This window comes from Ruegeria sp. ANG-R (assembly GCF_000813985.1).
Taxonomy (GTDB): Bacteria; Pseudomonadota; Alphaproteobacteria; order Rhodobacterales; family Rhodobacteraceae; genus Ruegeria.
Map to the genome: position 1 here is coordinate 38,013 of NZ_JWLJ01000001.1, position 21,537 is coordinate 59,549.

The following is a 21,537-nucleotide window of genomic DNA, read 5'->3' on the forward strand; positions in this document are numbered from 1 at the left end:
CCGTCGCGCATGGTTCCCACGGCTAAGACGCAAGGTCAACCAGAGCCTAGCCGGGTTGGATCGCCCTGACGGCTGCGCGTACCGCATCTTCGGTCAGCTCCAGATCAGACTGCGTGATCGCCAGCGAGGGGTAGAGTTTTCCGGGAGACTTGAAAATACCCTTCTGACGCAGGACTGCATTGTAGCGGGCATTCCGGCCCGGATCGTCATGGTTCGCGTTGCGATAGTCGCGGCAGGATCGTTCAGTGAAGTAGATGTCGAAGAGTGTTTCATCCCCGCAAATCCGGTGCGCGATCCCTGCTTTGGTCAAAGCGTCGGATTGCATCACCTGCAGCCTGCGCCCGATGTCGCGCAGGTGATCGTATGCACCGTCGCGAGCCAGAATCTCCATCGTTTTCAGCCCCGCTGCGGCTGCAACGGGATTGCCGGACAGTGTTCCGAGTTGCATCAGCCACTTGTCCGCACCAACCCGGTCCTTGTCGAAATGCTCCATGATCTCGGTGCTCGCCCCAAGTGCGGCCAGAGGGAAGCCGCCGCCAATGATCTTGCCCAATGTGCAGATATCCGGCGTCACGCCATAGCGTTCCTGCGCGCCGCCATAGGCCAGACGGAACCCGGTGACGATCTCATCGAAGATCAGCAGGACATTGTGCCGGTCGCACAGATCGCGCAGCCCCTGAAGATAGCCGTCCGCTGGCGGGATGATCCGCTGCAGGGGTTCGACGATAATCGCCGCCACGTCGTCATGTTCGGCCAACAGGGCCGCAACTGCTTCGAGGTCGTTGAAGGGCGCGATCAGCATTTGATCGGCGACACCTTGCGGGATGCCGGCGCTGTCCGGCACAGCCTGCGGGAAATTGACACGTTTGGCGGGGGCGAGGCTCATCTGCGCCTCGGCGCTCATGCCATGGTAGCCGCCCTCGAACTTCAGGATTTTATCCTTGCCGGTGTAGGCACGTGCCAGACGGATCGCATACATATCCGCCTCGCCACCCGACGCGACAAAGCGCACCTGCTCACAGCAGGGCACGGCGTTGACGATGGCTTCGGCCAGTTCCACGCCTTTGCTGTTGTTGGCAAAAAAAGTCATGCCGAGCGGCAGTTGTTCCAGTACGGCCTCCATCACTTCGGGGTGGCCATGGCCCAGCAACATCGGGCCGGACCCGATCAGATAGTCGACATACTCCTTGCCGTCTTCGTCCCAGACCCGGCTGCCTTCGCCACGGGCGATGATGATGCCGGGGTCGAAGTTGCCGAACCCTCCGGCGGGCAGGACCTGCTTGGCGCGGGCGATCCATTCGGCTTGAGTGTGGGTTTTCAGCATATGTCAGGCCACTTCCATGATCGGAGTTCCAAGAATATCGAGATCGGGTGTCACGCCCAGTCCCGGACCGTCCGGCGGTGCAATCCTGCCGTCAGCCCGCTGTGGCGCATCCGGGCACAGCCGGGGTGAGACGTAGCAGGACAGATCGCAGGTGTTCATCAGCGAACCCTGCGGTGTGGAGGCGGCAAAATGCAATGCTGCGGCGGTCACTATATCGGAACCCCAGGTGCATTCTGCGCAAATCTCGGCCCCCAGATGCACGGTCAGGTCACGGGCGCGACGCATGGCGGACAGGCCACCGAACTTGGACAGTTTCAATGCGACCGCATCCATGCAGCCCAATTCAGATGCCCGCATCAACGAGGCCAGATCGTGGGCGTTTTCGTCTATCTTCATCGGCAGCCCGGTGGCCTGACGCACCGCAGCGCAATCTTCGAGAGTTTTGCAGGGCTGTTCCAGCATGATGTCCAGATGCGATACGGCTCGGCCCGTCCGCGTGGCTTGAAGACGCGAGGCACCACAGTTCCAGTCTCCATAAACCAGCGGGCCGGGACCCACGGCCTCGCGCACTTTGATCAAGCGTTCTGCATCTGCCTGCCAGTCGCCTTCAACGCCCAGCTTGACCTGAAACTGCCGGATGCCGGTCTGATACGCGGTTTTTGCGATCCGGACCATGTCGTCCGGTGCGATGCACGTGATCGAGTGGTAAAGCGGCATGTCCTTTCGCGTGCGCCCGCCCAGCAGAGCGTAGACCGGTTGCCCCGTTGCTTTGCCAAACAGGTCCCACATGGCGATATCGACAATCGATTTGGCGTATGCGTGGCCCTGCAGAAAACCATCCAGCGCGTACATCGGCGCATCCACCCCAAATGGGGACATGCCGAGGATTTCAGGCGCCATCTCGGCGATCGCGCTTGGCACGCCCCTGGCATAGGCGGGCAGGTAATGCGGGATCGGGCAGACCTCGCCCCAACCCTTCAGCCCGGTATCGGTTTCAAGGCACAAGACATGGCTGTCTACCGTGTCGCAGGTCTTGCCCTCAGCCATATAGTAGGTCTCGTGGCTGGTGAGAGGGACGGACCACAGGGAAAGGCGCGTAATCTTCATCGGTACACCGCCACCGGATCGCCCAGCGCGTCCTCATCGGGGTGAACGCCCAGGCCGGGTGCCTCGGGCAGGTGAAGGTGGCCATCAATGTTCCGCGGGCCACGGCCACTCGCGATGTCGACGGTGATCATGTCCTGGCAGGCCCAAACCGCATGACAATTCGCATCCGGAATGGTTGCGGCCAGATGCAGGGCCTCGGTATCGGCCAGAACCGAACCGCCGGTCGCCATGACAAACATGTCAATCCCGTGAGCCAGCGCGACATCCCGCATCCGGGCCGCTTTCGTCAGCCCCCCGACACGGTTGAGTTTGATGCCGAAAATCTCGGCTATTCCATCGCGGGCGATGCGCGTCGCATCCTGCAAGGTCACAAGACTTTCGTCGACTGAAACAGGTGAGGCATGTCTGCCAGAGATTGCCGCAATGTCATCCAGCGCTTCGCAAGGTTGTTCGAACATGACATTGAGGTCTTCGACCGCGCTCATCACGCGCAGGGCCTGCTGTCTGGTCCAGCCTCGATTGACGTCATAAAGAATGATGTCTTCGGGTCGGCGAAGGTTTTCGACATCTCGGATGCGGGCAATATCACGGTCCACATCGCCGCCAATCTTGACCGAATGGGCGATATAGCCGCGCTGGCGGTAGCGTTCGATGACCGTACGGGTTTCCTCGATCGTTTTGGCACCTACGGATGACGCGATTGGGCGCGGCGTGCGCGATCCGCCGCCCATCAGATCGGCTATCGGTAGGCCAGCGGCCTGGCCGGAAATGTCCCAGCAGGCCATATCGAGCGGGCTTTTGGCGTAGAGGTGACCCGGCAGAGCCAGATCCATCGCGCGTTCGACATCCAGCACATGGCGCGGGTCGAGCCCCAGCACAAACGGGGCCATCGTCTCGATTCCCGCGCGAATACCCGGCCCGTGCGCCGGAACATAGGTATGGCCCCAAGGGGTACCTTCACCCCAGCCAACCAGCCCGCCGTCGGTTTCAACTTTCACCAACGTCGCGTCCAGCGTTTCAAATTTCAGACGACCGCCGGACAGCCAATAGGGGTGTTGCAATGGCAGGTCGATTTGAAAGACCGAGATCTGTGAGATCTTCATTTCAGCTCCACTTCCACAAAGGACATCGGCGACTCTCCTACGTTAATCACGTTATGCTCAACCCCCTTGTCTCGGCGATAGGCTGTTCCGGCGGGAACCGTCACCAAGTTGGTTGTGCCATCCGGCAACTCCAAACACATATGACACTCGGAAATGGCCGTAATGACATAATCCATCGCGTGCCGGTGCCAGCCGGTTTCAGCTCCGGGTGCGAAGTCGAAACGGGTTACGCGGACACGTGCGTCGTCGATCATCTGGGTTGCGGTGGCTTGTGGTCTCACAGTGTGAACTCCTCTACCGGTGTCCCCAGGTTTTTAAAGTCGGGGGTAACACCCATTCCCGGTGTGTCGGGTGCAAACAGCCTGCCGCCCTTTGCCACGGGCCCGCCGATCCCGGTCGAGCGGGTATTATAGTTCATCAGATCGGTCGTGTTCTGCAGATATTCCGGCTGTGTCGAAGCTGCGAAATGTGCGACTGCAGCCGTTGCGATTTCACCCCCCCAGGTGTCCTCGGAAACTACGGGAATGCGGTTTTCGATCAGATAATCCCTGACCCGCCGTGCCTTACTAAGCCCGCCGAGGTTCGAGATTTTCAGACAGCAGATTTCGGCACTGCGGTCGGCAACGATCTTCTGGGCCATGTGCATTCCGGTAACGCATTCATCCAGCTTCATCGGCTGTTCGGCCACCCGTCGCACCTGCAGGCATTCTTCATAAGTCCGGCAGGGCTGTTCGAGGATGAAGTCCAAATCTTTCGTGGCGCGTGCAACCCGGATGGCATTGTCCACCCGCCACCCCTGATTGGCATCCGCCATTGCTGCTTCACCGGGGTTCAGCATCTGCACCGCGGTGTGTATCCGGTCAATATCGCTGGCCCAATCACCGCCAACCTTGATCTGGAACTGGCGATAGCCCTGATCCCGGTAGGCATTCATCTCGGCGATGGTCTGATCCGTCTCTTTCTGAGGTGCGACCCGATACATCGGTGCGCCGTCGGTCAGTTTGCCTCCCAGCAGCATCCAGACGGGCTGATCACAGGCCTGGCCCAGGATATCCCAGCAGGCTGCATCAAAAGGCGCCTTGGCATAGCCATGGCCCTGTACCAGATGATCCATCAATTGCTCGATCCGTCCTACCTGCCGCGGGTCTTCGCCCAATAGCTTGGGTGCCACCAGCCTGGCCAGTGCCGGGACGCCCTCGGAATGAGCCACCATGTAGTTTTCCCCGCAGGGTGTGAACTCACCGCAACCCTGCAGACCGGCATCGCTGTCGATAACAACCACCGAGGCCGTTGCGGCCTCGATCGCATTTCCTGCACCCCAGGCATATGCACCCCCGACATAGGGGAGTGTGGTCTGATATATGCGGACGCGGGTAATCTTCATGCGGCATCCATCTGGGGCAGATCGCCAATTCCGTCGCCCCGCCACAAGACAAATGTCAGGATCGGCTTGTTGGTTGTGGTCATGGCATGGCTTTGCCAGCTTTCGTGCAAACGGGTTTGGCCCGGGGTGATGATTGCCTCGTTGCCCTCGACTTTGAAACGCGCCTCGCCCGCAAGTGTCAGATACAACTCCTCAGCCTGATGGCTGTGCCAGCCATAATTCAGGCCCGCGCCCCAGAACGCGATGTAGCCACGTAGCTGGGTCGAGTGGAAATGTCCGTGGGGGCCGAAGAGCTCATAATATCCATAGCGGGCCAGAAAGTCCGCGCCGACTTCGTCTTCGGTATAGGTAAGTCTCCAATGCGCGAGCTCTGCGGTCGCAACGACAGCGTTGACCAGGGCCTGCGTCGCGGTCGTCCCCGCTAGGTCAAACTCGCCGACTAGCCGGGTCGCGGGAACGGATGCAGGCTGTAAGTTGGAATCGGACAGATCAGTTGGCCATTCTCCAAAACCCGTCAGGTGAGGGTGGGTTTGGTGTACCTGTCTGGCGGCTTCCAGTACGTCCTCCATCGTCATGGGATCACCACAATATTGCCAGTGTGCTTCTTGGCGATAAATGCGGTTTGCGCCTCGTGCAGCTGGCTCAGCGGATAGGTCGCGGCGAGGGCGGGCTTTACCTCGCCCGCCTCGATATAGCGCACGAGATTCTGCATCACTTCCGGATCGATTACGGTTGAGCCGGTAAACGTCAGATCGCGCAGGTAGAAAGTGCGCAGGTCGAACTCGACCATCGGGCCGGCGATAGCGCCCGAGCAGGTATATCGCCCGCCACGTTCGAGAATGCTGATCAGCTTTGGCCAACAGGGCCCGCCCACCACGTCGGCGACCACCGTTATCTTCTCATCACCCAGCGATTTGCGCAGATCATCCGGTGTGCGGGGCAGGATGAGGTCAGCACCCAAACGCGCCACGTCTTCGTGTTTGGTTTCGGACGCCAGCGCGACGACCCGCGCGTTGCGCCGTTTGGCCAGTTGAACCAAGGCACCACCCACGCCGCCTGATGCACCCGGAACAAGCACGGTATCGGCCTCGGTGACTTTGGCACGGGTCAACATGCCTTCGGCAGTGGAGTACGAACAGGAAAAAGTCGCCAGTTCTGCATCCGAAAGGGATGAGTGGACAGCGATCGCATTTTGCGCCGGGGTGGTTGTGTACTCGGCGAAGCCGCCATCCCGCTCGGACCCGAAATAACCTGTTTTATCCTTGTTCAGCGGGTCCGCCGGATCGCGCAGCCAGCCATCGGTGATGACACGCTCACCTATCCTGCTCTGGTCGACGCCTGCTCCAACATCTACGATCCGCCCACAGACGTCCGCGCCCTGAATGCGCGGGAACACAAGGGGCGCGCCGCCCCATGTGGGGTCGTCTGCGCCGACGTCTTCAAACGCGCCTCCGGTTGTCGCGTCGCTGACGGTTTTCGAATACCACCCGGATCGGGTATTCACATCTGTATTGTTCAGGCCGCAGGCGCCAACCCGGATCAGAACCTCGCCCGGTTTGGGGCTGGGGCAGGGCCACGCGTCGTGCCAGACCATCTGATCCAGATCGCCATGCCCCATTGTGACCATTGCTTTCATCGTTTCGGGCCGTGTCATTCGGCAACCTCCATTGATGTATCCATCCGGGGACGCAGGCTTTGCGGATCATAGGCCGGTTCGCTCAGAACCCACGCAGCGCGGGGTGCACCGTGGATAACCACTTCCAATTCGGTGCCCGCCGCAGCGGCCCGGGGTTTGATGTAAGCAAAGGCGAGAATCTTTCCGACGCTGTGCCCGTAAACGACAGAAGCTGTTGATCCTACGACGCATCCGTTCAGCAGTACCGCCTCACCACCATGCCCGTCGATCTCACCGTCCGGTTCGATTTCGAGATAGGCGCAGACCCAGGGAAGATCGGTGTTCAGCGTGTTGTCACGGCCAAGATAGTTCTTATCCGTGCGGGCAAAGCGGAGCACATCCGCCTCGGCCAAAGTGACCTCATTCGTGAGTTCACCGGCCCCTTTGAAGCCTTTCTCCATGCGCATGACATTCATGGCGAAACTGCCGTAGTCGGCGATGCCAAAGGGCTCACCCGCAGCCCAAAGCGCGGAATAAACGTCAAGACATGCGGCGTTGGGCATATGCAGCTCCCAACCAAGCTCGCCCGCGTATGACATGCGGAAAGCCCAGACGTCATGGCCTGCGATTTTAATCTGCTGGGCCGACAGCCAGCGGAAAGAGGCATTGCTCAGCTCGGTGTAGGTGCAGGCTGACAGGACATCGCGGGCGCGGGGTCCATTCAGAGACAGCGCTGACCAGTCGTCGGAAAGCGCCGTGACGACCACATCTTCATCGCGGCGCTGCTGCGCGAGATGATCCAGCAGGCGCTGTTCGAAAAACGCCGCGCAGACAAGATAGTAGCGATCTTGCGCCATGCGAACGATGGTCGTTTCCAACTCGATCCGGCCCCGACGGTTCAGCATATGGGTCAGCGTGATCGAACCGTTTTTCTGCGGCATCCGGTTCGCGGTCAAACGGTCCAGCAGCGCGTAGGCATCCGGCCCGGAAACCTCGACCTTGGTAAAGGCGGTGACGTCCATGATGCCGACCCGTTCGCGGACTGCAGCAACCTCGGCCGCTACCATGTCATCGGCCACGGTACGACGGAAGGAATAGTGATCCCGCTGCGCCACGCCATCGCGGGCGAACCAGCGGGGCCGTTCGAAGCCGTAAACCTCTTCATGCACCGCGCCCTTGGATTTTAACACCTCATGCAGAGGCGACGGTTTGATGGGACGTCCGGCAAGCCGGTTGAAATGCGGGAAGGGGATCTCGTGGCGCAGGCAATAGTCTTCCTCGGCCTTGATCACCTGCCAGTCCTTGGTGGCATAGCTGCCAAACCGGCGCGGGTCATACTCGCGCATCGAAATATCGGCTGCGCCATGCACCATCCAGCGCGCCAGTTCCCGCGTCAGGCCCGGCCCCCAGCCAATCCCGATCTGAGTACCGCAGCAGCACCAATAGTTCCGCACACCCGGAGCAGGCCCGATCAGCGGGTTGCCATCTGGAGGATGACTGATCGCACCGTGCACCTCGCGCTGAATGCCCAGTTCGGCAAAGATCGGCATCCGGTTCAGGCTTTCCTCAAGCCATGGCATCACTCGATCATAGTCGGCATCGAACAGCCAGTTCTCGTAGTCCCACGGGCAATGATCGTGCCAGACCGAATTCGGGTTCTCTTTCTCGTAAATCCCGATCAGACCGCGCTTTTGCTCCATCCGGATATAGCCCGACACCTTCTTGTCATCGCGGATCACCGGCAGCTCTTTGTCCAGCGCCTCGAATTCGGGAACTGGTTCGGTCACGAAATAATGGTGCGTCATTGAGGTCATGGGCAATTGCAGACCCGACCATTCGCCCATCTGCCGCGCATAGGTGCCGCCCGCGTTGACCACATGTTCGCAGGTGATCGTGCCCTTGGGCGTTTCGACAACCCATTCGCCGTTCTCGGCCTGCGTAATGTTCGTCGCCTGACAGTGACGGATGATCCGCACACCTTTCTGACGAGCGCCCGCAGCCATCGCCATGGTCACGTTTGTCGGGTCCACGTGGCCGTCATCCGGGGTGTGAAGCGCGCCCAACACGCCATCAAGATTGTAGAACGGATGCAGCTCGGTCACGCGATCCGGGCCGACCAGTTCGATGTTGAAACCCAGCGAACGGCCAACAGACAGCGTGTGGCGCAACCAGTCCATCTCGTCTTGCGTGTAGGCCAACCGGAAAGAACCGCAGCCATGCCACGTCACGGCCTGCCCGGTTTCGGCCTCCAACGCACCGGAATACAGACCGATATTGTAATCGACGCATTTGCCCAAACCAAAGCTTGAGGTCGAGTGCGTGATCTGCCCTGCCGCGTGCCAGGTGCTGCCGCTGGTCAGTTCGGCCTTTTCCAGCAGTACCGTATCACCGCCCCATCCTTCGTGCCCAAGGTGGTAGGCAAGGCCCACGCCCATCACGCCGCCACCCACAATAACCACGCGTGCGTGGGTCGGGAAATCAGATGCCATCGGATCAATCCTCTGAGTCGATTTTGTCTCGACAGCGTAAGCAAACAAAAGTACCATCGTCAATCATGAATGGGACAAATGTATCAAATACGATTCTCGAACGGCTGGCGGATGAACTGTCCGAGTTGACACCCGAGGCGCGCAAAGCCGCCACCTACGTTCTGGAAAACCCGCGTGACGTGGGGGTTTCGACCGTGCGCGAAATCGCCGAGGCCGCAAACGTGAAACCCAACACCATCGTCCGCATGGCACGGCAAGTGGGGTTCGAAGGCTACGAGGATTTCCGCGTGCCCTTCCGCGAGGCGATCCGGCGTGGGCAGGCCGATTTCCCGGATCGTGCCCGTTGGCTGCAGGACATTCGCAAGTCAGGCAATATGGGCGGGCTTTATGCCGATATGGTTCAGGACGCCCTGCGCAATGTTGAAGAAACCTTTGCCAATATCTCGTCCGAGCAATTGAAAGCTGCCGCCGAAGACATCTGGAACTCGCGCAACGTATTTGTGTTGGGCGTGGGCGTGAACAACTCGAACGCGCGGAACTTCGTCTATCTTGCGTCGACCGGAATGGTGCAGTTCCACGCGATCCCACGCCCCGGGTCAAATCCGATTGACGATCTGGCCTGGGCGGACAAGCGTGATGTGCTGATCGCCATGACCTGCAAGCCTTATCGAAACGAAGTGGTCGAAGCGGTGCAGGTCGCGCGCGAACAGGGGTTGACCGTTGTGGGCCTGTCCGACAGCCCGGCCAGCCCGATCCTGCGCAATGCCGATCATGGCTTTGTCATCTCAGCCGACACGCCGCAATTCTTCCCGTCTTCGGTCAGTACGGTCGCCCTGCTGGAAACTCTGTTGTCTTTTGTGATCGCCGTTGCCAGCGACGAAATCGTCGAGCGGGTCGAAACCTTTCACAAACGCCGCCATCAGCTAGGCCTTTATCATGCGGAGGAGCCGTGACAGAGCCAATCCAATCCCTTGCCGCCCGATACTATATCGACCCGGTCGTGTTTCAGGCCGAAACCGAAGGCGTTCTGGCGCGAACCTGGCAGTTTGGCTGCCATGCGTCGGAACTGGCGGAGCCCGGCGCCTACGTGGCATTTGAGATTGCCGGGCAAGACCTTTTTGCCATCCGGGGACGGGATCAGCAGATCCGTGTGTTCTACAACGTCTGTCAACACCGGGCCCATCAACTTGTCAGCGGGTCAGGTACAACCCGGGTCGTCGTCTGCCCGTATCACGCCTGGACCTATGAGTTGACCGGAGAGCTTCGGGCAGGTCCCAACCTCAAGGCGGTTGAAGGGTTCGACAAATCGAGTGTGTGCCTGACCGAGGTGCGCGCCGAAGAGTTTCTGGGTTTTGTATTCGTAAACCTCGATCCGAATGCCGCGCCCATGGATGACTGGTTTCCGGGCACTCGCGTCGAATTGGAAGAGTGGGTGCCAAACTGGGCGGATCTCAAACCGCTCGAGTGGGTGGAGATCCCCGAGCACTGCAATTGGAAAGTGTCGGTCGAGAACTATTCCGAATGCTATCACTGTTCGCTGAACCACCCGACTTTTGCGAATGGTGTTGTCAGACCGGAAACCTATGACATTCAGCCCCAAGGCATGTGCCTGCGACACACCACCGAGTGTCAGAGCCTTGAGAACATGACCTATGATATCGAGTCAGGCTTTGACCATTTCGACGAATATTCCAGTTGGTTCCTCTGGCCGATGTTCTCGTTTCAGGTTTATCCGGGCAATGTGCTGAACACCTATCACTGGCGCGCTTTGGATGCGAACCATGTGGTGGTGTGGCGCGGCTGGTATTCGCTGGGGGGTGTCGACGATCCAAAGGTGCGGCAACTGGCCATGCAGGACCGCGCGACAACCGTGGAGGAAGATATTCGGCTGGTGGAATCCGTGCAGCGCGGGCTTCATTCGCGCGGGTACAAACCCGGCCCGCTGGTGATCGACCCCAAAGGTGGTGTGAATTCGGAGCATCCCGTCATGCATCTGCAGCAATGGATGCGCGATGCCGTGGATGGCGCATAAAGTGCGTAGATGCCGAAAGAGAAGGAAGAGAGAATGAGTGCATTTGACGAAGACCTGTTTCTGAAGGGTCTCGAACAACGCAAGGCGACCCTCGGCGCGGCTTATGTCGAGAAGAACCTCGCCGCAGCAGACGAGTTCACGCGCCCGTTTCAGGAGGCAATGACCGCATGGTGTTGGGGCTTCGGATGGGGCGATGACGTAATCGACGCCAAAACACGTTCGATGATGAACCTGTCGATGATCGGTGCATTGGGCAAAATGCATGAATGGGAAATCCATTGCCGAGGCGCAATCAACAATGGTGTCAGCACCGAGGAAATCCGCGCCATCATCCACGTGATCGGAATCTATTGCGGCGTTCCGCAGGCTCTGGAATGCTTCCGCGTCGCACGCAAGGTTATTGAGGAAAGTACATCCTAATTCGAATTGGAGCCGCGACTGGTCTATTTCGTAATCGTCGCGACGCGGGTTTTGTAGCTGATGCGGTTTGTACTTCGTGCTTCAGAGATATGCGATGGTTGGGACAGAATCCGAAACGTTTCTAAGAGGCGAGCAAACCTGAGAGTTTGCTTGCTCCGCTCTGCAGCAAGGAAAGGAATTGTGTCAGGCTTGCCAATTCATGACGTTGGGTTGGCGCATGGACAGATAATGTTGCAACAAGCCTGTTGTGCTCATCCAGAACCGGTACTGCGATCGCAGCCATTCCCGACATGAACTCTTCGTCATCGGTTGAATAGCCATTTCGCGCAATACGTCTGACTTCCGCGTTCAGCGCCTCAGGTTCGGTTATGGTTTTTTCGGTATTAGCCCTCAACTTATGAGAAGATACAAAACCGTCCAAGGTGTTGCGGCGAAGTGTGGAAAGATACATTTTTCCGCTGGCGGTGCAGTGAAACGGAACCTGGGTGCCGACAGGTAACTGGATGCGCAGGGGCCATTTGGTCTCGACCCTGTCTAGGTAGATCATCCCTTCGCGATCAGGGATGGCCAGGTTGCAGGTTTCGCCGATTTCATCCGCAACGCCCCGCAGGATTGCCAGACGCGCGGTCCGCAGATGTTCTGACGACACGGTGTTTACTGCAAGCTGCCGCAGGCGCGGTCCGGGCCCATAAGAGCGGCCATCCAAATCGCGCTGAAGAAACCCCTCTGCCTCCGCAGTCTGCAAAAGCCTGTGGATTGTGGGCTTCGCCAGACCCAATGCCTCGATCAGGTCTGACGGCTTGAGTGCAACCCCGCGCTTTGCCACCTCTTCGAGAATGAGCAGCAACCGCAAGTTTGTTGGAATCTTGGAATCACTCTCTTGTGCATCGGAATTGGACATCCCGCTACATTCTAGTTGTTCGGCAACAGGATCAAGGCCAGATCAGGTACTAACGACACCAAAATCCACACTGACAGCAGTGCGACCAAATATGGTACGGTGTAGCGCAGCAGCCGGAAGTAGGGCACGCCCGTCACCCCCGATGCGACATAGAGGTTCAGACCATATGGCGGAGTAATGAACCCGATCGACGCGCCAACAAGGAAAATCACCGAGAAATGGATCGGATCGACGCCGACCGATGCTGCAATCGGAGCCAGAATTGGTGCCAGGATGATCGTCACCGGCAGGCTTTCCAGCACCATACCCGAGAAAAAGACAATGACCATCGATGTGAACAGAACCGCATAGTACCCGCCCATTGACGTCACGAAATCGCCGATGGTTTGCTGCGCGCCCAACAGCGAAAGGATCTGCTGCATCACGACGGAAATTGCGATCAATGGCGCCAGAATACCGGTGATCTGGGCGGACCGGATGACGATCGAGGGGATCTCGGGGATGGTGAATCCTTCAACCACGAACATCTCGGCGAAGCTTTTCTCGGTCGGCGGAATATCATTCCGAGCCCCCATGACCCGGTTGATCGGATAACTGACCAGACCGGCGATCACACAGAACCCGACGGTGACTCCAGCGGCTTCGGTTGGGGAGAACTTGCCGGTGTAGATACCCCAGAGCACCAGTCCGATGGCGAAAAAGCCCAGCCACGCTCCGAACGCGGTCTTAAGCACACGGTTCAGTTGTAGCGGGATCAGGTAGCCCCAGCCGTTGATCCGGCAGATGATCCAGCACGCAAACTGCATCCCTATGACCATCAACGCCCCCGGCAGGATACCGGCCACGAACAACTCGGAAATCGGCAGGTTCATCAAAAACCCGTAAACGATGAAGATGATGGATGGCGGGATGATGATCCCCACCGTACCACCTGCCGCGGCGGTCGCGGCGCTGAACCGCTCATCATAACCGCCCTTGACCATCTCTGGGTGCAACATTGATCCGATAGTCGCCGTCGTCGCCGAGTTTGAACCTGAGATCGCCGCAAACAGCCCGCAAGCCCCCAGCGAGGCCATGGCCAGCCCACCGCGTATCCAGCCCAGACAGGCGTAAGCAAAATCGCTAAGCCGCCGTGCAATACCCGATTTGTTGATCAGATCGCCGGTCAGGATGAACAGAGGCATTGCCAACAAAGCGAAACCCTTGTTGAACACGTTCAACAATTCGGCCCCCATATTGTCCAGCGTCAGGCCAAGGACGAATGAACAGCCGATCACCCAATATCCGATGACCAGCAGTACCGGCACGCCCAGCATGAACAGAAACGTCACAGCAAGCGAGATTAATGTAACCATGGTTCCGTCTGTCATCAGTCTGCCCCTATCACGGCCTGCTTGATCAGCGGCTCTCCGGTTTTCCAGTTGTGCAGATCATCGGCGAGATTCTGAAACACGCGCCCCACCATCAGGAAGAACGACAAGGGTGCGGCCAGCAGAAACCACCACTGCATGATGTTGTCGGTTCCCAGCACGATCTGGAAGTTGGACGCGGACAATGCGACCAGCCGGGTCGTGGTAACGATCACGATGACGGCGAAGATGAACCACAACACCGCATCCAGAAAAAGACAGGCAAGCTGCCCGCCGCGCGGCATCGAAGTGCGAAACTCGCTGAAACTCAGATGCGTTCGCAGACGCACGTTGTAGGAGGCCCCAAACCAGGCCATCACCATGAACAGAAGTGGAGGTATCGTTGTGGACCAGGGCTCCTGATCGTTGAAAACGAAACGGTCGATCACGCCCCAGAAGATAATCAGTGCGATGGCGAGATAAGAATAGACCATGACCGAACGTTCGAGATGTCGCTCGATATACGGCACCTTGCGGTAGATCAGCATAACAAGAAAGCCGCCGATTGCGGCAAAAACCGTGCCCACCACCCATGCGGCGTCGGATTCCAATGCGGATTGAATCTCGAATGAATCCTGGCTGAGCAAAGCGCTGAAAATCGCGCCGATATCTGCCCCTAAAGACATGAACCCCATCCTCCCGGTCGGTGTTTGACGGAACTGGCCCACAAGGGGCCAGTTCGTAATTCTAGATCAGGCTTCGCCTCTCCACCAACGGCGCGGCTCGACATTTTCGGCCAAGGTATCCGCCGGGATCTGACGCGCGATGTCGTAGATCTCTTGATATGTGTCGATGCCGCCGGCCCATTTGTTCAAACGCTCACGCCACTGCGCCCATGGTTCCGGGTTGTAGTTCGGCGCACACATCTCTTCCGCCAGTTTGATCTGGTCATCCGGCAGGAAGGCCGGACGCACGCCGTTTTCGGCGAAGATGGTGTGGGGCAGCTGCGGGTCCGAGAAGCCAACGGTGTTCAGAAGCGCAGCTTCGTTCGCACCTTGGATAAGTGCCTGAGTGAAGTAAGACGACTCCATAACTGCGTCCTGCAGATCACCACCAAGACTATCGAAAACCTTGGCCGACATCGAGGTATGCTCGGTACCGCAGAAGAACTTCAAATTCACCGATTGTGAGACAACGGGCGACATGTTCGCATAGGCCACCGCCGAAGCCCATGTCTCGGCGCCGTCGATCAGGCCGGTTTTCAGCGCATCCAGCGTTTCTTCCCAGGCCACCGGTACCGGGTTCAGGTTCAGCAACTGCATGGCAATGCGGCCCAACTGAGTACCTGTTACACGGTTTTTGGTGCCAAAAAGCTCTTCCAGCTTTGTGACAGTCGGCTTGTCGGCAAAGGTCGAGCCCATTTGCAGGCCGCGCAGTTCACAATGCGTAAACAGGAACTTCAGACCGTGACGCTTTTCAAGCGGATCACGCAGGATGCGCTGGCTCGCAGGGCTGTAGAAGAAATGATACTGTGCCGCACGGCTGGGGAACATGTAGGCGTAGTCAAGAACGTTCAGATAAGGCGCCCCACCGGCCGAGTTCTGGGTCGACGCCGCATAGATGTCGACTATTCCCTGCTGAGTCTTCTCGACGCAGCTCAGCTGTCCGCAAATCTGGTTATCACCGATAAACTCGATGCGAATCTCTCCGTCTGTGCGCTCTTCCAGATCACGGGCGAATTCAATTGCACCTGCGCGTTCGATCAACAGATTTCGCGTGTTAAAGCCCGACGCGCCAAATTTCAATGTGTGCTTTGGCTCTTTCGAGAACCGTTTTTCATACGTGGATTCAGCAGCCTGCGCCAGGTTCGCCAGGCTCATTGCCCCGCCAAACCCGCCTGCTGCCAGCAGTGTCGAACTCATGCCATAGCGCCCGGCCACGCGGAAGAAATCCCGACGTGAAATTCCGCTTAGTTTCTTGCCGATCTCCATTGCTTACCTCCCTGTTCGCAAATAATGAGACGTTTTGTATCAAAAAATGCTAGTATAGTTCGATCAATTTGCATAGGGTTTTTTTCAACAACTTTTGGAGGAGGCCATCATGGAGGTAGATTATGCAGTTGTCGGAGCCGGATCTTCGGGCTGTGTCATTGCCAATCGTCTAAGCGCCGATCCCAACGCCAAGGTTGCCCTGCTCGAGGCTGGCGGACGCGATATCAACCCGTGGATTCACATTCCGGTTGGCTATTTCAAAACGATGCACAATCCATCCGTGGACTGGTGCTATCGCACGGAGCCGGACCCGGGATTGAACGGGCGCTCAATCGATTGGCCCCGCGGAAAGGTTTTGGGGGGATCATCGTCTCTGAACGGTCTGCTCTATGTGCGCGGTCAGAAAGAGGATTATGACCGCTGGCGCCAGATGGGAAATGTCGGATGGGGCTGGGACGATGTATTGCCCCTGTTCAAACGCTGCGAAGATCAGGAACGGGGCGAGGATGAATATCATGGCATCGGGGGACCTCTCTCGGTCTCAAACATGCGCATACAGCGTCCAATCTGTGACGCTTGGGTATCCGCTGCGCAAGCTGCAGGTTATCCGTTCAACCCCGATTACAACGGGGCCGATCAGGAAGGCGTCGGGTATTTCCAACTGACCACGCGCAACGGTCGCCGCTGCAGTGCTGCGGTTGCTTACTTGAAGCCAATTCGCAACCGGCAAAACCTGAATATCATAACCCATGCGCTAGTGACGCGCGTCGAGTTGGACGGCAAAAAAGCAACCGGGCTGGTCTATCGTGATCGCTCTGGCGAATTAAAGTCCATCAAGGTGCGACGCGATATTATTCTGTCGGGGGGGGCAATCAACTCCCCTCAGGTTTTGATGTTGTCCGGTATCGGCGACCCGGATCATTTGAAAGCCAACGGCATCGATCCCGTTCATTCTCTGCCGGGCGTTGGCAAAGGGCTACAGGATCACCTGCAAGCGCGCCTTGTTTTCAAGTGCAACGAACCGACGCTTAACGATGAGGTTCGAAGCCTCTTCAATCAGGCGCGCATAGCTCTCAAATACGCGCTGTTTCGTGCCGGGCCTATGACGATGGCGGCCAGCCTAGCCACCGGTTTTCTGAAAACCCGCCCCGAAGTTCAGACGCCGGACATCCAGTTCCACGTTCAGCCATGGTCTGCTGACAGCCCCGGAGAGGGTGTGCATCCGTTCTCGGCATTTACTATGTCTGTCTGTCAGCTCAGGCCGGAAAGCCGGGGGGAACTACGCCTGAATGGCCCTGACCCAACCAGCTACGTCAAGATCGTTCCAAACTATCTGTCGACGGAAACGGATTGCAGAACAATCGTTGACGGCGTGAACATTGCCCGCGACATCGCCCGGCATAACCCTCTGGCGTCCAAAATATCGGAAGAGTTCAGGCCCACATCCGATTTATCACGCGAGGATTATGAGGGCACCCTGGATTGGGCGCGTTCGAATTCTGTCTCTATCTATCACCCGACAGGGACGTGCGCGATGGGCACATCTGACAATGCTGTTGTGGACCCGGCATTGAAGGTGAGAGGAATCGAAAACCTACGCGTCGCCGATTGCTCCATCATGCCGGAAATCGTCAGCGGAAATACCAACGCGCCTGCAATCATGATCGGCGAAAAGGCAAGTGATCTGCTTCGCTCCCAATAACAACCCGAACTTCCAAGCGCTTATGGTGGCCGAGCAGTTTTTTTGGCTCCAAGTGCTTCCTGCAAAGCATCAACTCGGATGCAAACACGTGCCGCAGCGTGTGGAGTTGCCGTTGTCTGACCCCAGCAATTCGCTGGAGTCGATACCAACCTTAGTTGTTGACCAGAGAATGATGCATTGGACGCCCGGCTTTGGTGCAAAAAACAAAATCGTGGTCGTTGGTGGTAAGGTGATCAATTGACCGATGTCGTGCCGGTGAGCAGATAGTGTGTGTGGTTTCGGGCCAGACTGATCGAAACCGATCGCCCCGGGCAAATGGCGATCTGCGCCCGAGCATTGTCGGTGATCATGTGTTGCTGTTTCGGTGAAGAATTGCCGGGGCCGGTCAAGGTCACGGATCAACTCTGAGATGACCATTCGATTTAGTCCGATGGCTGTCTCATCAGTGTTTACTCTAATGTAACGTCATAAGCGGTCTCTGACCGTCTATAGCCGATCGGCGTTCATAGCCCCGTGCTCAACACAATTTGCCGAAAAGCTAATGAATGAGCACGAGGAACTTGCGTTTGGTGAACCCCAGCGCAGCCGAGATCAAGATGCCATGCCGCCGTCTTTGTATTTAGGCTATTGTGTAGGCTGACAATGTGTATTCGCCACTGGTCCAAACCGTTGTTGATATAGTGTTGTTCAGGAATGTCGCTCGGAGGTATATGTCTGTCTGTGATGAGCGCATTTCTAATCCATGACGGTGCGTCTCCCGACCTTCCTGATTTGTAAGTCGACAACCCGACAAATGAGCGGAGCGGGTGCTATGGTCTGCCTGTGCTTTTGGAAGGCAGAATGTTCGTTGGTAGCGAGGTATTGAAACACCCAATTGTACAACCACGGTTTTCCAAGCCGGATGCCATGCCTTTCCAGTGCTTCATCGACGGCTACAAAGATGACATCGCAGAATGAAATTCTTGATTGACACGTTGCTCCAATAGGGAACGTGTCGGGTATCCGTAAGGTGGCGGCTAGCGAACTGAGATAACACAAAACAAAGTCGGCACATTCTGAGGTTTTCTTGTGCTGGCTTTGTCTCGACTCGTAGTCCCTTGGTCTCGGTCAGGTCATATGATCCAGGCCACGAAAGTGAGAGATAAAATGACTGATCATTTTGGTTAACAGTCGTGAGTCCAAAATAAGCCGCCTGAATCACATCAGCTAGCAAACATCGGATTGCAATCTAATGCATTGAAGTAAAAGGAGAAATTTTGGAATTGAAGGTTGACATGGCAAAGAAATTAGTGATTGTGTGATTTGGGAGATTGTCAGCAGAAAGGACTTGGAGACGTGAGAAAAACGTCACGAAATCTGCCTTCTAAGCATAATTTCCGGCCGCAGGTAGCCTGCGCTCTCACGAGTTTTTTTGTTCTATAATGACATTTAGTGGAGTTTTCCCAATGGACCACGACAACCCCGTAGTTGCGATTGTGTTGCTCAAAGAAGCTTCATCTATTCAGCAAGTGCTTGAACTCGGAGAGACACAAAATACTATCACTGAGATCAACCGTGAGCTTTCTGTACCGCTCATAGAATACGATGTTGCGGGCACTTCAGTGTCTGCTGCTTTCGACCCAAATCCGTTGAGTGAGCCCATTGCTCAGAAAGCAATAGAAGAGGCCAGAACATGGCCCGAAGCGACAACCGTTTTACAGCAATGCTCTGCATGTCTTGTGATCGGAACAAATGAAGTTGTGCCGAAGTCTGCCGACATCGTCGAGTCGTACCGCGCAGTATCAAAGCTGGCTGCCTTGTATGCAGAGAAAGTCGAGGCATTGGCTTTGTATTGGCCTTCATCTGGCGCGTTGGTTCCCACCGATTTTTTTGTAGAAGCTATTCAAGAAGACCCGATCTCAATCGGTCTGATAGGTACGTGGGTTCATATCAAATGGTATCGCGCCGACTCTGACAAACCAAATGGCCGCGTACAGCTTGCCGCCTCCACAAAAGGTTTGAGTAGATTTGGTGATCGCGAAATTGATTTCTTGCCGTGCGACCTAAAAGCTTCTGAAGTGGCTCGACAGATCCTCTTTGTAGCGCGTTATCTGATCGAGACAGGGGCAGAAATAAGTTCTGGCGACACGCTGGGATTGGATGACAATATGATTTTGAGGGCAACCCTTTCAGATCACGGCTTCAGTTCAAACGCGCCTGTAATCCGGTTAAGTATCGAGAAACAGCACGCCATCAAATCCCCTTAAGATTGTGCATAACAACCTTATGTCTCTGATAAGAAATAAGCATCTCTGAAAAAATTAAAAAAATGGGGTTCACAAAACTACCTTAAGGGGAATACTGTTTGAGTATTCGCTCTGAGCGTTTGTCGATTGCCGCTAACTTCTACCAAAGCGCGTGCCGTCAATACGTGCCGACAATGTGTGCAGGTGCAGTGCTGTCCTCTAGTCGAAGGTTTAATTGAAATAATGGAGTTCGGTATCGATCAGGCGGAAAAAACATGACGTGGTTGATACTTCCTCAGCAACCTTCTTGCGAAAACCTCGGGTATTCGTTCCGTGTGACCGCCGGTCTATCTGAATATTGGCATAACAAAGATGATGCGCGAATTTTCAGATCTGTTGGCCTTGGTTCCCAGCTGGTAACAAAGCGCAATCTGCCTAGATCTCGAAATCCTGATACCGCGTTTGATCCGGTCAATCTTCCGATTGCATTTAAGCTGATGTGCTATGACGCTGATGGCAAAAATGTTCCGTTGGAAGAGGCTGGCGGTAAGTTCCCCGATGTTATTTTTGGTGCTGGCGGAAATTATTTTGTTTCAGATCGTTTTCGCCTGATTTTGGACGGTGTTGCACCCGGCGCTGTGCATTTCGAAAAGGTTAAGCTGTCTGGACCAAAATTCGCGATACTCGAGCAGGACTGGTACCTGATGATGTTCCGGGAATTTGCGGATGTGCTGTTGGAGGATCGCTCCAACCTGATTTCGATCTATCGTCGGTGGGCTGGCTGGGATCTGGCCGACCACGATCAAGACCCCAAACTTTATGCGAAGAGAAGTTCTGTCTCGGGTTATCGGTTTTGGTCGGGAATTAGAAATGAAAGAACCGCGCCCTGCAACGTAGCCTCTCCCGGTTTCACGTATTGTTCTGATGAAGTGATGGAAAAACTACAGGCTGAGAATGTGACGGGCTTGGGCCCGGCTTATGAAGTCACATTGCTCGACGACGGCGACACTGCGACGGTGGCGACCGGAGCGCCGAAGCTGTTCGAAGGTGTCTACGAGCCCAGTGATACCACTTTTGTTATTCCATGGATTAGAAGCGCAGAAACTGGTGGTGCGCCTTCGAATGCAGACTCGTCAGTTCGGGATACTGATGCTGTTATTCGTCTTTCTGCCAGAACGCAAAAGAAATACACAGACTTCTTCAGGGACAGTTCCAGACTACTTGCGTCCCCTAAGGCACAAGATGTGTTGCGGCGATTTGCGGCAAATGATGTAACTTTTACTCCGGTTACCTTTGTGCAAACCCAGTTCAGCGAGGGCTTTCCGCAACCTGAGGGGTATTGTGTTGTTACACCCAAAATTCTGCGGCCTTTTATTCCGGAAATATCGAAAAAAATTAGCGCAGGTATCAGGCTGACCGGACAACTCGGGTTGGACGCTTTTGACCCAGACGTGGTTGATAAGGCCCAGCTGGAAAACTCTTTGTTCTGGAAGGATGAGCAGGGAAGTTACTATTTTTCTTCAAACCTTTGGAGCGAGATAGAGAATGCCAAGTTGACCGGGTTAGAGCGTGTGGGAGAAGGCGTTGCATTAAGGAAAGCCTAGCGCACTCAAAAAAACTGGTCGGCAAAATCATTAAAAGAAATACGTTCTAGAGGTGAGAATTGATGAATATTAATGACATTCTGCTTGATATTGAGAACCTCCCTTCTGTTTCAAAGAGCTTCCCAAGTAGCATGCCTTCTATCAGCGAAGGTCAACGCCACCATTTTGTTGGCACGGACGTGGCCAATGACGTCTTTGCAACAAGATTTCTTCATTCGTTTGGAGCCATTGATGTAAATGGCGTTGTAAACTTGGGGTACCTACCGAATCCAGAGACTATTCACCCTGAAG

The 21,537-nt window shown here is 56.3% G+C and carries 19 protein-coding genes; 7 read left to right on the forward strand and 12 right to left on the reverse strand.

All coding sequences use genetic code 11. The features are described 5' to 3' along the window. Window positions 1–46: 46 nt before the first annotated feature. From RA27_RS00160 to RA27_RS00195, 8 genes are read right to left on the reverse strand one after another with little or no spacing between them, the layout of a single operon-like run. Window positions 47–1,324 (reverse strand): aminotransferase class III-fold pyridoxal phosphate-dependent enzyme, encoded by a 1,278-nt coding sequence (locus RA27_RS00160; RefSeq protein ID WP_039533790.1) that lies wholly within the window; start codon window positions 1,322–1,324, stop codon window positions 47–49. A gap of 3 nt (window positions 1,325–1,327) precedes the next feature. Then, window positions 1,328–2,431 carry an enolase C-terminal domain-like protein gene (locus tag RA27_RS00165; protein WP_039533793.1) on the reverse strand — a complete coding sequence of 368 codons (1,104 nt, stop codon included), beginning with the start codon at window positions 2,429–2,431 and terminating at the stop codon, window positions 1,328–1,330. Further along, window positions 2,428–3,534, reverse strand: coding sequence for an enolase C-terminal domain-like protein (locus tag RA27_RS00170; protein ID WP_039533795.1), 1,107 nt, complete (start codon window positions 3,532–3,534; stop codon window positions 2,428–2,430). Before RA27_RS00170 ends, RA27_RS00165 begins: the two co-directional genes overlap by 4 nt. Continuing rightward, the gene (locus tag RA27_RS00175; protein ID WP_039533799.1) at window positions 3,531–3,788 is read right to left on the reverse strand and encodes a cupin domain-containing protein; all 258 of its coding nucleotides are present in this window, start codon (window positions 3,786–3,788) and stop codon (window positions 3,531–3,533) included. Before RA27_RS00175 ends, RA27_RS00170 begins: the two co-directional genes overlap by 4 nt. 23 nt (window positions 3,789–3,811) lie before the next feature. Further along, window positions 3,812–4,918 (reverse strand): enolase C-terminal domain-like protein, encoded by a 1,107-nt coding sequence (locus RA27_RS00180; protein ID WP_039533801.1) that lies wholly within the window; start codon window positions 4,916–4,918, stop codon window positions 3,812–3,814. Continuing rightward, a complete protein-coding gene (locus RA27_RS00185; protein ID WP_039533804.1) occupies window positions 4,915–5,493 on the reverse strand; it encodes a dimethylsulfonioproprionate lyase family protein in 579 nt (192 codons plus the stop codon). The genes RA27_RS00180 and RA27_RS00185 overlap by 4 nt, the downstream gene beginning before the upstream one ends. Next, complete coding sequence (locus tag RA27_RS00190) at window positions 5,490–6,572, reverse strand: alcohol dehydrogenase family protein (protein ID WP_039533806.1); 1,083 nt, start codon at window positions 6,570–6,572, stop codon at window positions 5,490–5,492. Before RA27_RS00190 ends, RA27_RS00185 begins: the two co-directional genes overlap by 4 nt. Next, on the reverse strand, window positions 6,569–9,022 hold the full coding sequence (locus tag RA27_RS00195) for an FAD-dependent oxidoreductase (RefSeq protein WP_039533809.1): 2,454 nt from the start codon (window positions 9,020–9,022) through the stop codon (window positions 6,569–6,571). The genes RA27_RS00190 and RA27_RS00195 overlap by 4 nt, the downstream gene beginning before the upstream one ends. A gap of 65 nt (window positions 9,023–9,087) precedes the next feature. Between RA27_RS00195 and RA27_RS00200 the strand changes: the two genes are divergently transcribed. Genes RA27_RS00200 through RA27_RS00210 form a run of 3 tightly spaced genes read left to right on the forward strand, consistent with a single transcriptional unit; the run spans window position 9,088 to window position 11,474 of the window. Further along, on the forward strand, window positions 9,088–9,975 hold the full coding sequence (locus RA27_RS00200) for a MurR/RpiR family transcriptional regulator (protein WP_039533811.1): 888 nt from the start codon (window positions 9,088–9,090) through the stop codon (window positions 9,973–9,975). Beyond that, window positions 9,972–11,054, forward strand: coding sequence for an aromatic ring-hydroxylating dioxygenase subunit alpha (locus tag RA27_RS00205; protein ID WP_039533813.1), 1,083 nt, complete (start codon window positions 9,972–9,974; stop codon window positions 11,052–11,054). Before RA27_RS00200 ends, RA27_RS00205 begins: the two co-directional genes overlap by 4 nt. Before the next feature lie 33 nt (window positions 11,055–11,087). Next, a complete protein-coding gene (locus RA27_RS00210) occupies window positions 11,088–11,474 on the forward strand; it encodes a carboxymuconolactone decarboxylase family protein (protein ID WP_039533816.1) in 387 nt (128 codons plus the stop codon). Window positions 11,475–11,595: 121 nt separating this feature from the next. Here RA27_RS00210 and RA27_RS00215 read toward each other — a convergent pair whose 3' ends face one another. The 4 genes from RA27_RS00215 to RA27_RS00230 form a co-directional block, all read right to left on the reverse strand. Then, on the reverse strand, window positions 11,596–12,375 hold the full coding sequence (locus RA27_RS00215; RefSeq protein ID WP_039533818.1) for an IclR family transcriptional regulator: 780 nt from the start codon (window positions 12,373–12,375) through the stop codon (window positions 11,596–11,598). Between the two features lie 11 nt (window positions 12,376–12,386). Further along, window positions 12,387–13,745: a TRAP transporter large permease gene (locus RA27_RS00220; RefSeq protein WP_039533820.1), complete on the reverse strand. Its 1,359-nt coding sequence runs from the start codon at window positions 13,743–13,745 to the stop codon at window positions 12,387–12,389. Next, window positions 13,745–14,410 carry a TRAP transporter small permease subunit gene (locus RA27_RS00225; protein WP_039536738.1) on the reverse strand — a complete coding sequence of 222 codons (666 nt, stop codon included), beginning with the start codon at window positions 14,408–14,410 and terminating at the stop codon, window positions 13,745–13,747. Before RA27_RS00225 ends, RA27_RS00220 begins: the two co-directional genes overlap by 1 nt. Window positions 14,411–14,476: 66 nt before the next feature. Then, the gene (locus RA27_RS00230; protein WP_039533823.1) at window positions 14,477–15,715 is read right to left on the reverse strand and encodes a TRAP transporter substrate-binding protein; all 1,239 of its coding nucleotides are present in this window, start codon (window positions 15,713–15,715) and stop codon (window positions 14,477–14,479) included. 109 nt (window positions 15,716–15,824) lie between these two features. Between RA27_RS00230 and RA27_RS00235 the strand changes: the two genes are divergently transcribed. The 4 genes from RA27_RS00235 to RA27_RS00250 all read left to right on the forward strand — a co-directional run bounded on the left by RA27_RS00235 (window position 15,825) and on the right by RA27_RS00250 (window position 21,246). Next, on the forward strand, window positions 15,825–17,417 hold the full coding sequence (locus RA27_RS00235; protein ID WP_039533825.1) for a GMC family oxidoreductase N-terminal domain-containing protein: 1,593 nt from the start codon (window positions 15,825–15,827) through the stop codon (window positions 17,415–17,417). Continuing rightward, complete coding sequence (locus tag RA27_RS00240; RefSeq protein ID WP_152610611.1) at window positions 17,395–17,658, forward strand: hypothetical protein; 264 nt, start codon at window positions 17,395–17,397, stop codon at window positions 17,656–17,658. The genes RA27_RS00235 and RA27_RS00240 overlap by 23 nt, the downstream gene beginning before the upstream one ends. A 1,204-nt stretch (window positions 17,659–18,862) precedes the next feature. Next, on the forward strand, window positions 18,863–19,663 hold the full coding sequence (locus RA27_RS00245) for a DUF4261 domain-containing protein (RefSeq protein ID WP_039533829.1): 801 nt from the start codon (window positions 18,863–18,865) through the stop codon (window positions 19,661–19,663). A 254-nt stretch (window positions 19,664–19,917) separates the two neighbouring features. Next, window positions 19,918–21,246 carry a DUF1629 domain-containing protein gene (locus tag RA27_RS00250; protein ID WP_039533832.1) on the forward strand — a complete coding sequence of 443 codons (1,329 nt, stop codon included), beginning with the start codon at window positions 19,918–19,920 and terminating at the stop codon, window positions 21,244–21,246. The last annotated feature ends 291 nt before the right edge of the window (window positions 21,247–21,537 follow it).

Excerpts from the sequence above, each read along its gene's own strand:
- RA27_RS00190 (WP_039533806.1), bottom strand. The coding sequence starts at position 6,572 with ATGACACGGCCCGAAACGATGAAAGCAATGGTCACAATGGGGCATGGC.
- RA27_RS00220 (WP_039533820.1), bottom strand. The coding sequence starts at position 13,745 with ATGACAGACGGAACCATGGTTACATTAATCTCGCTTGCTGTGACGTTT.
- RA27_RS00170 (WP_039533795.1), bottom strand. The coding sequence starts at position 3,534 with ATGAAGATCTCACAGATCTCGGTCTTTCAAATCGACCTGCCATTGCAA.
- RA27_RS00195 (WP_039533809.1), bottom strand. The coding sequence starts at position 9,022 with ATGGCATCTGATTTCCCGACCCACGCACGCGTGGTTATTGTGGGTGGC.
- RA27_RS00215 (WP_039533818.1), bottom strand. The coding sequence starts at position 12,375 with ATGTCCAATTCCGATGCACAAGAGAGTGATTCCAAGATTCCAACAAAC.
- RA27_RS00225 (WP_039536738.1), bottom strand. The coding sequence starts at position 14,410 with ATGTCTTTAGGGGCAGATATCGGCGCGATTTTCAGCGCTTTGCTCAGC.
- RA27_RS00245 (WP_039533829.1), top strand. The coding sequence starts at position 18,863 with ATGGACCACGACAACCCCGTAGTTGCGATTGTGTTGCTCAAAGAAGCT.
- RA27_RS00230 (WP_039533823.1), bottom strand. The coding sequence starts at position 15,715 with ATGGAGATCGGCAAGAAACTAAGCGGAATTTCACGTCGGGATTTCTTC.
- RA27_RS00235 (WP_039533825.1), top strand. The coding sequence starts at position 15,825 with ATGGAGGTAGATTATGCAGTTGTCGGAGCCGGATCTTCGGGCTGTGTC.
- RA27_RS00210 (WP_039533816.1), top strand. The coding sequence starts at position 11,088 with ATGAGTGCATTTGACGAAGACCTGTTTCTGAAGGGTCTCGAACAACGC.
- RA27_RS00165 (WP_039533793.1), bottom strand. The coding sequence starts at position 2,431 with ATGAAGATTACGCGCCTTTCCCTGTGGTCCGTCCCTCTCACCAGCCAC.
- RA27_RS00185 (WP_039533804.1), bottom strand. The coding sequence starts at position 5,493 with ATGACGATGGAGGACGTACTGGAAGCCGCCAGACAGGTACACCAAACC.
- RA27_RS00180 (WP_039533801.1), bottom strand. The coding sequence starts at position 4,918 with ATGAAGATTACCCGCGTCCGCATATATCAGACCACACTCCCCTATGTC.
- RA27_RS00200 (WP_039533811.1), top strand. The coding sequence starts at position 9,088 with ATGAATGGGACAAATGTATCAAATACGATTCTCGAACGGCTGGCGGAT.
- RA27_RS00250 (WP_039533832.1), top strand. The coding sequence starts at position 19,918 with ATGACGTGGTTGATACTTCCTCAGCAACCTTCTTGCGAAAACCTCGGG.
- RA27_RS00160 (WP_039533790.1), bottom strand. The coding sequence starts at position 1,324 with ATGCTGAAAACCCACACTCAAGCCGAATGGATCGCCCGCGCCAAGCAG.
- RA27_RS00175 (WP_039533799.1), bottom strand. The coding sequence starts at position 3,788 with ATGATCGACGACGCACGTGTCCGCGTAACCCGTTTCGACTTCGCACCC.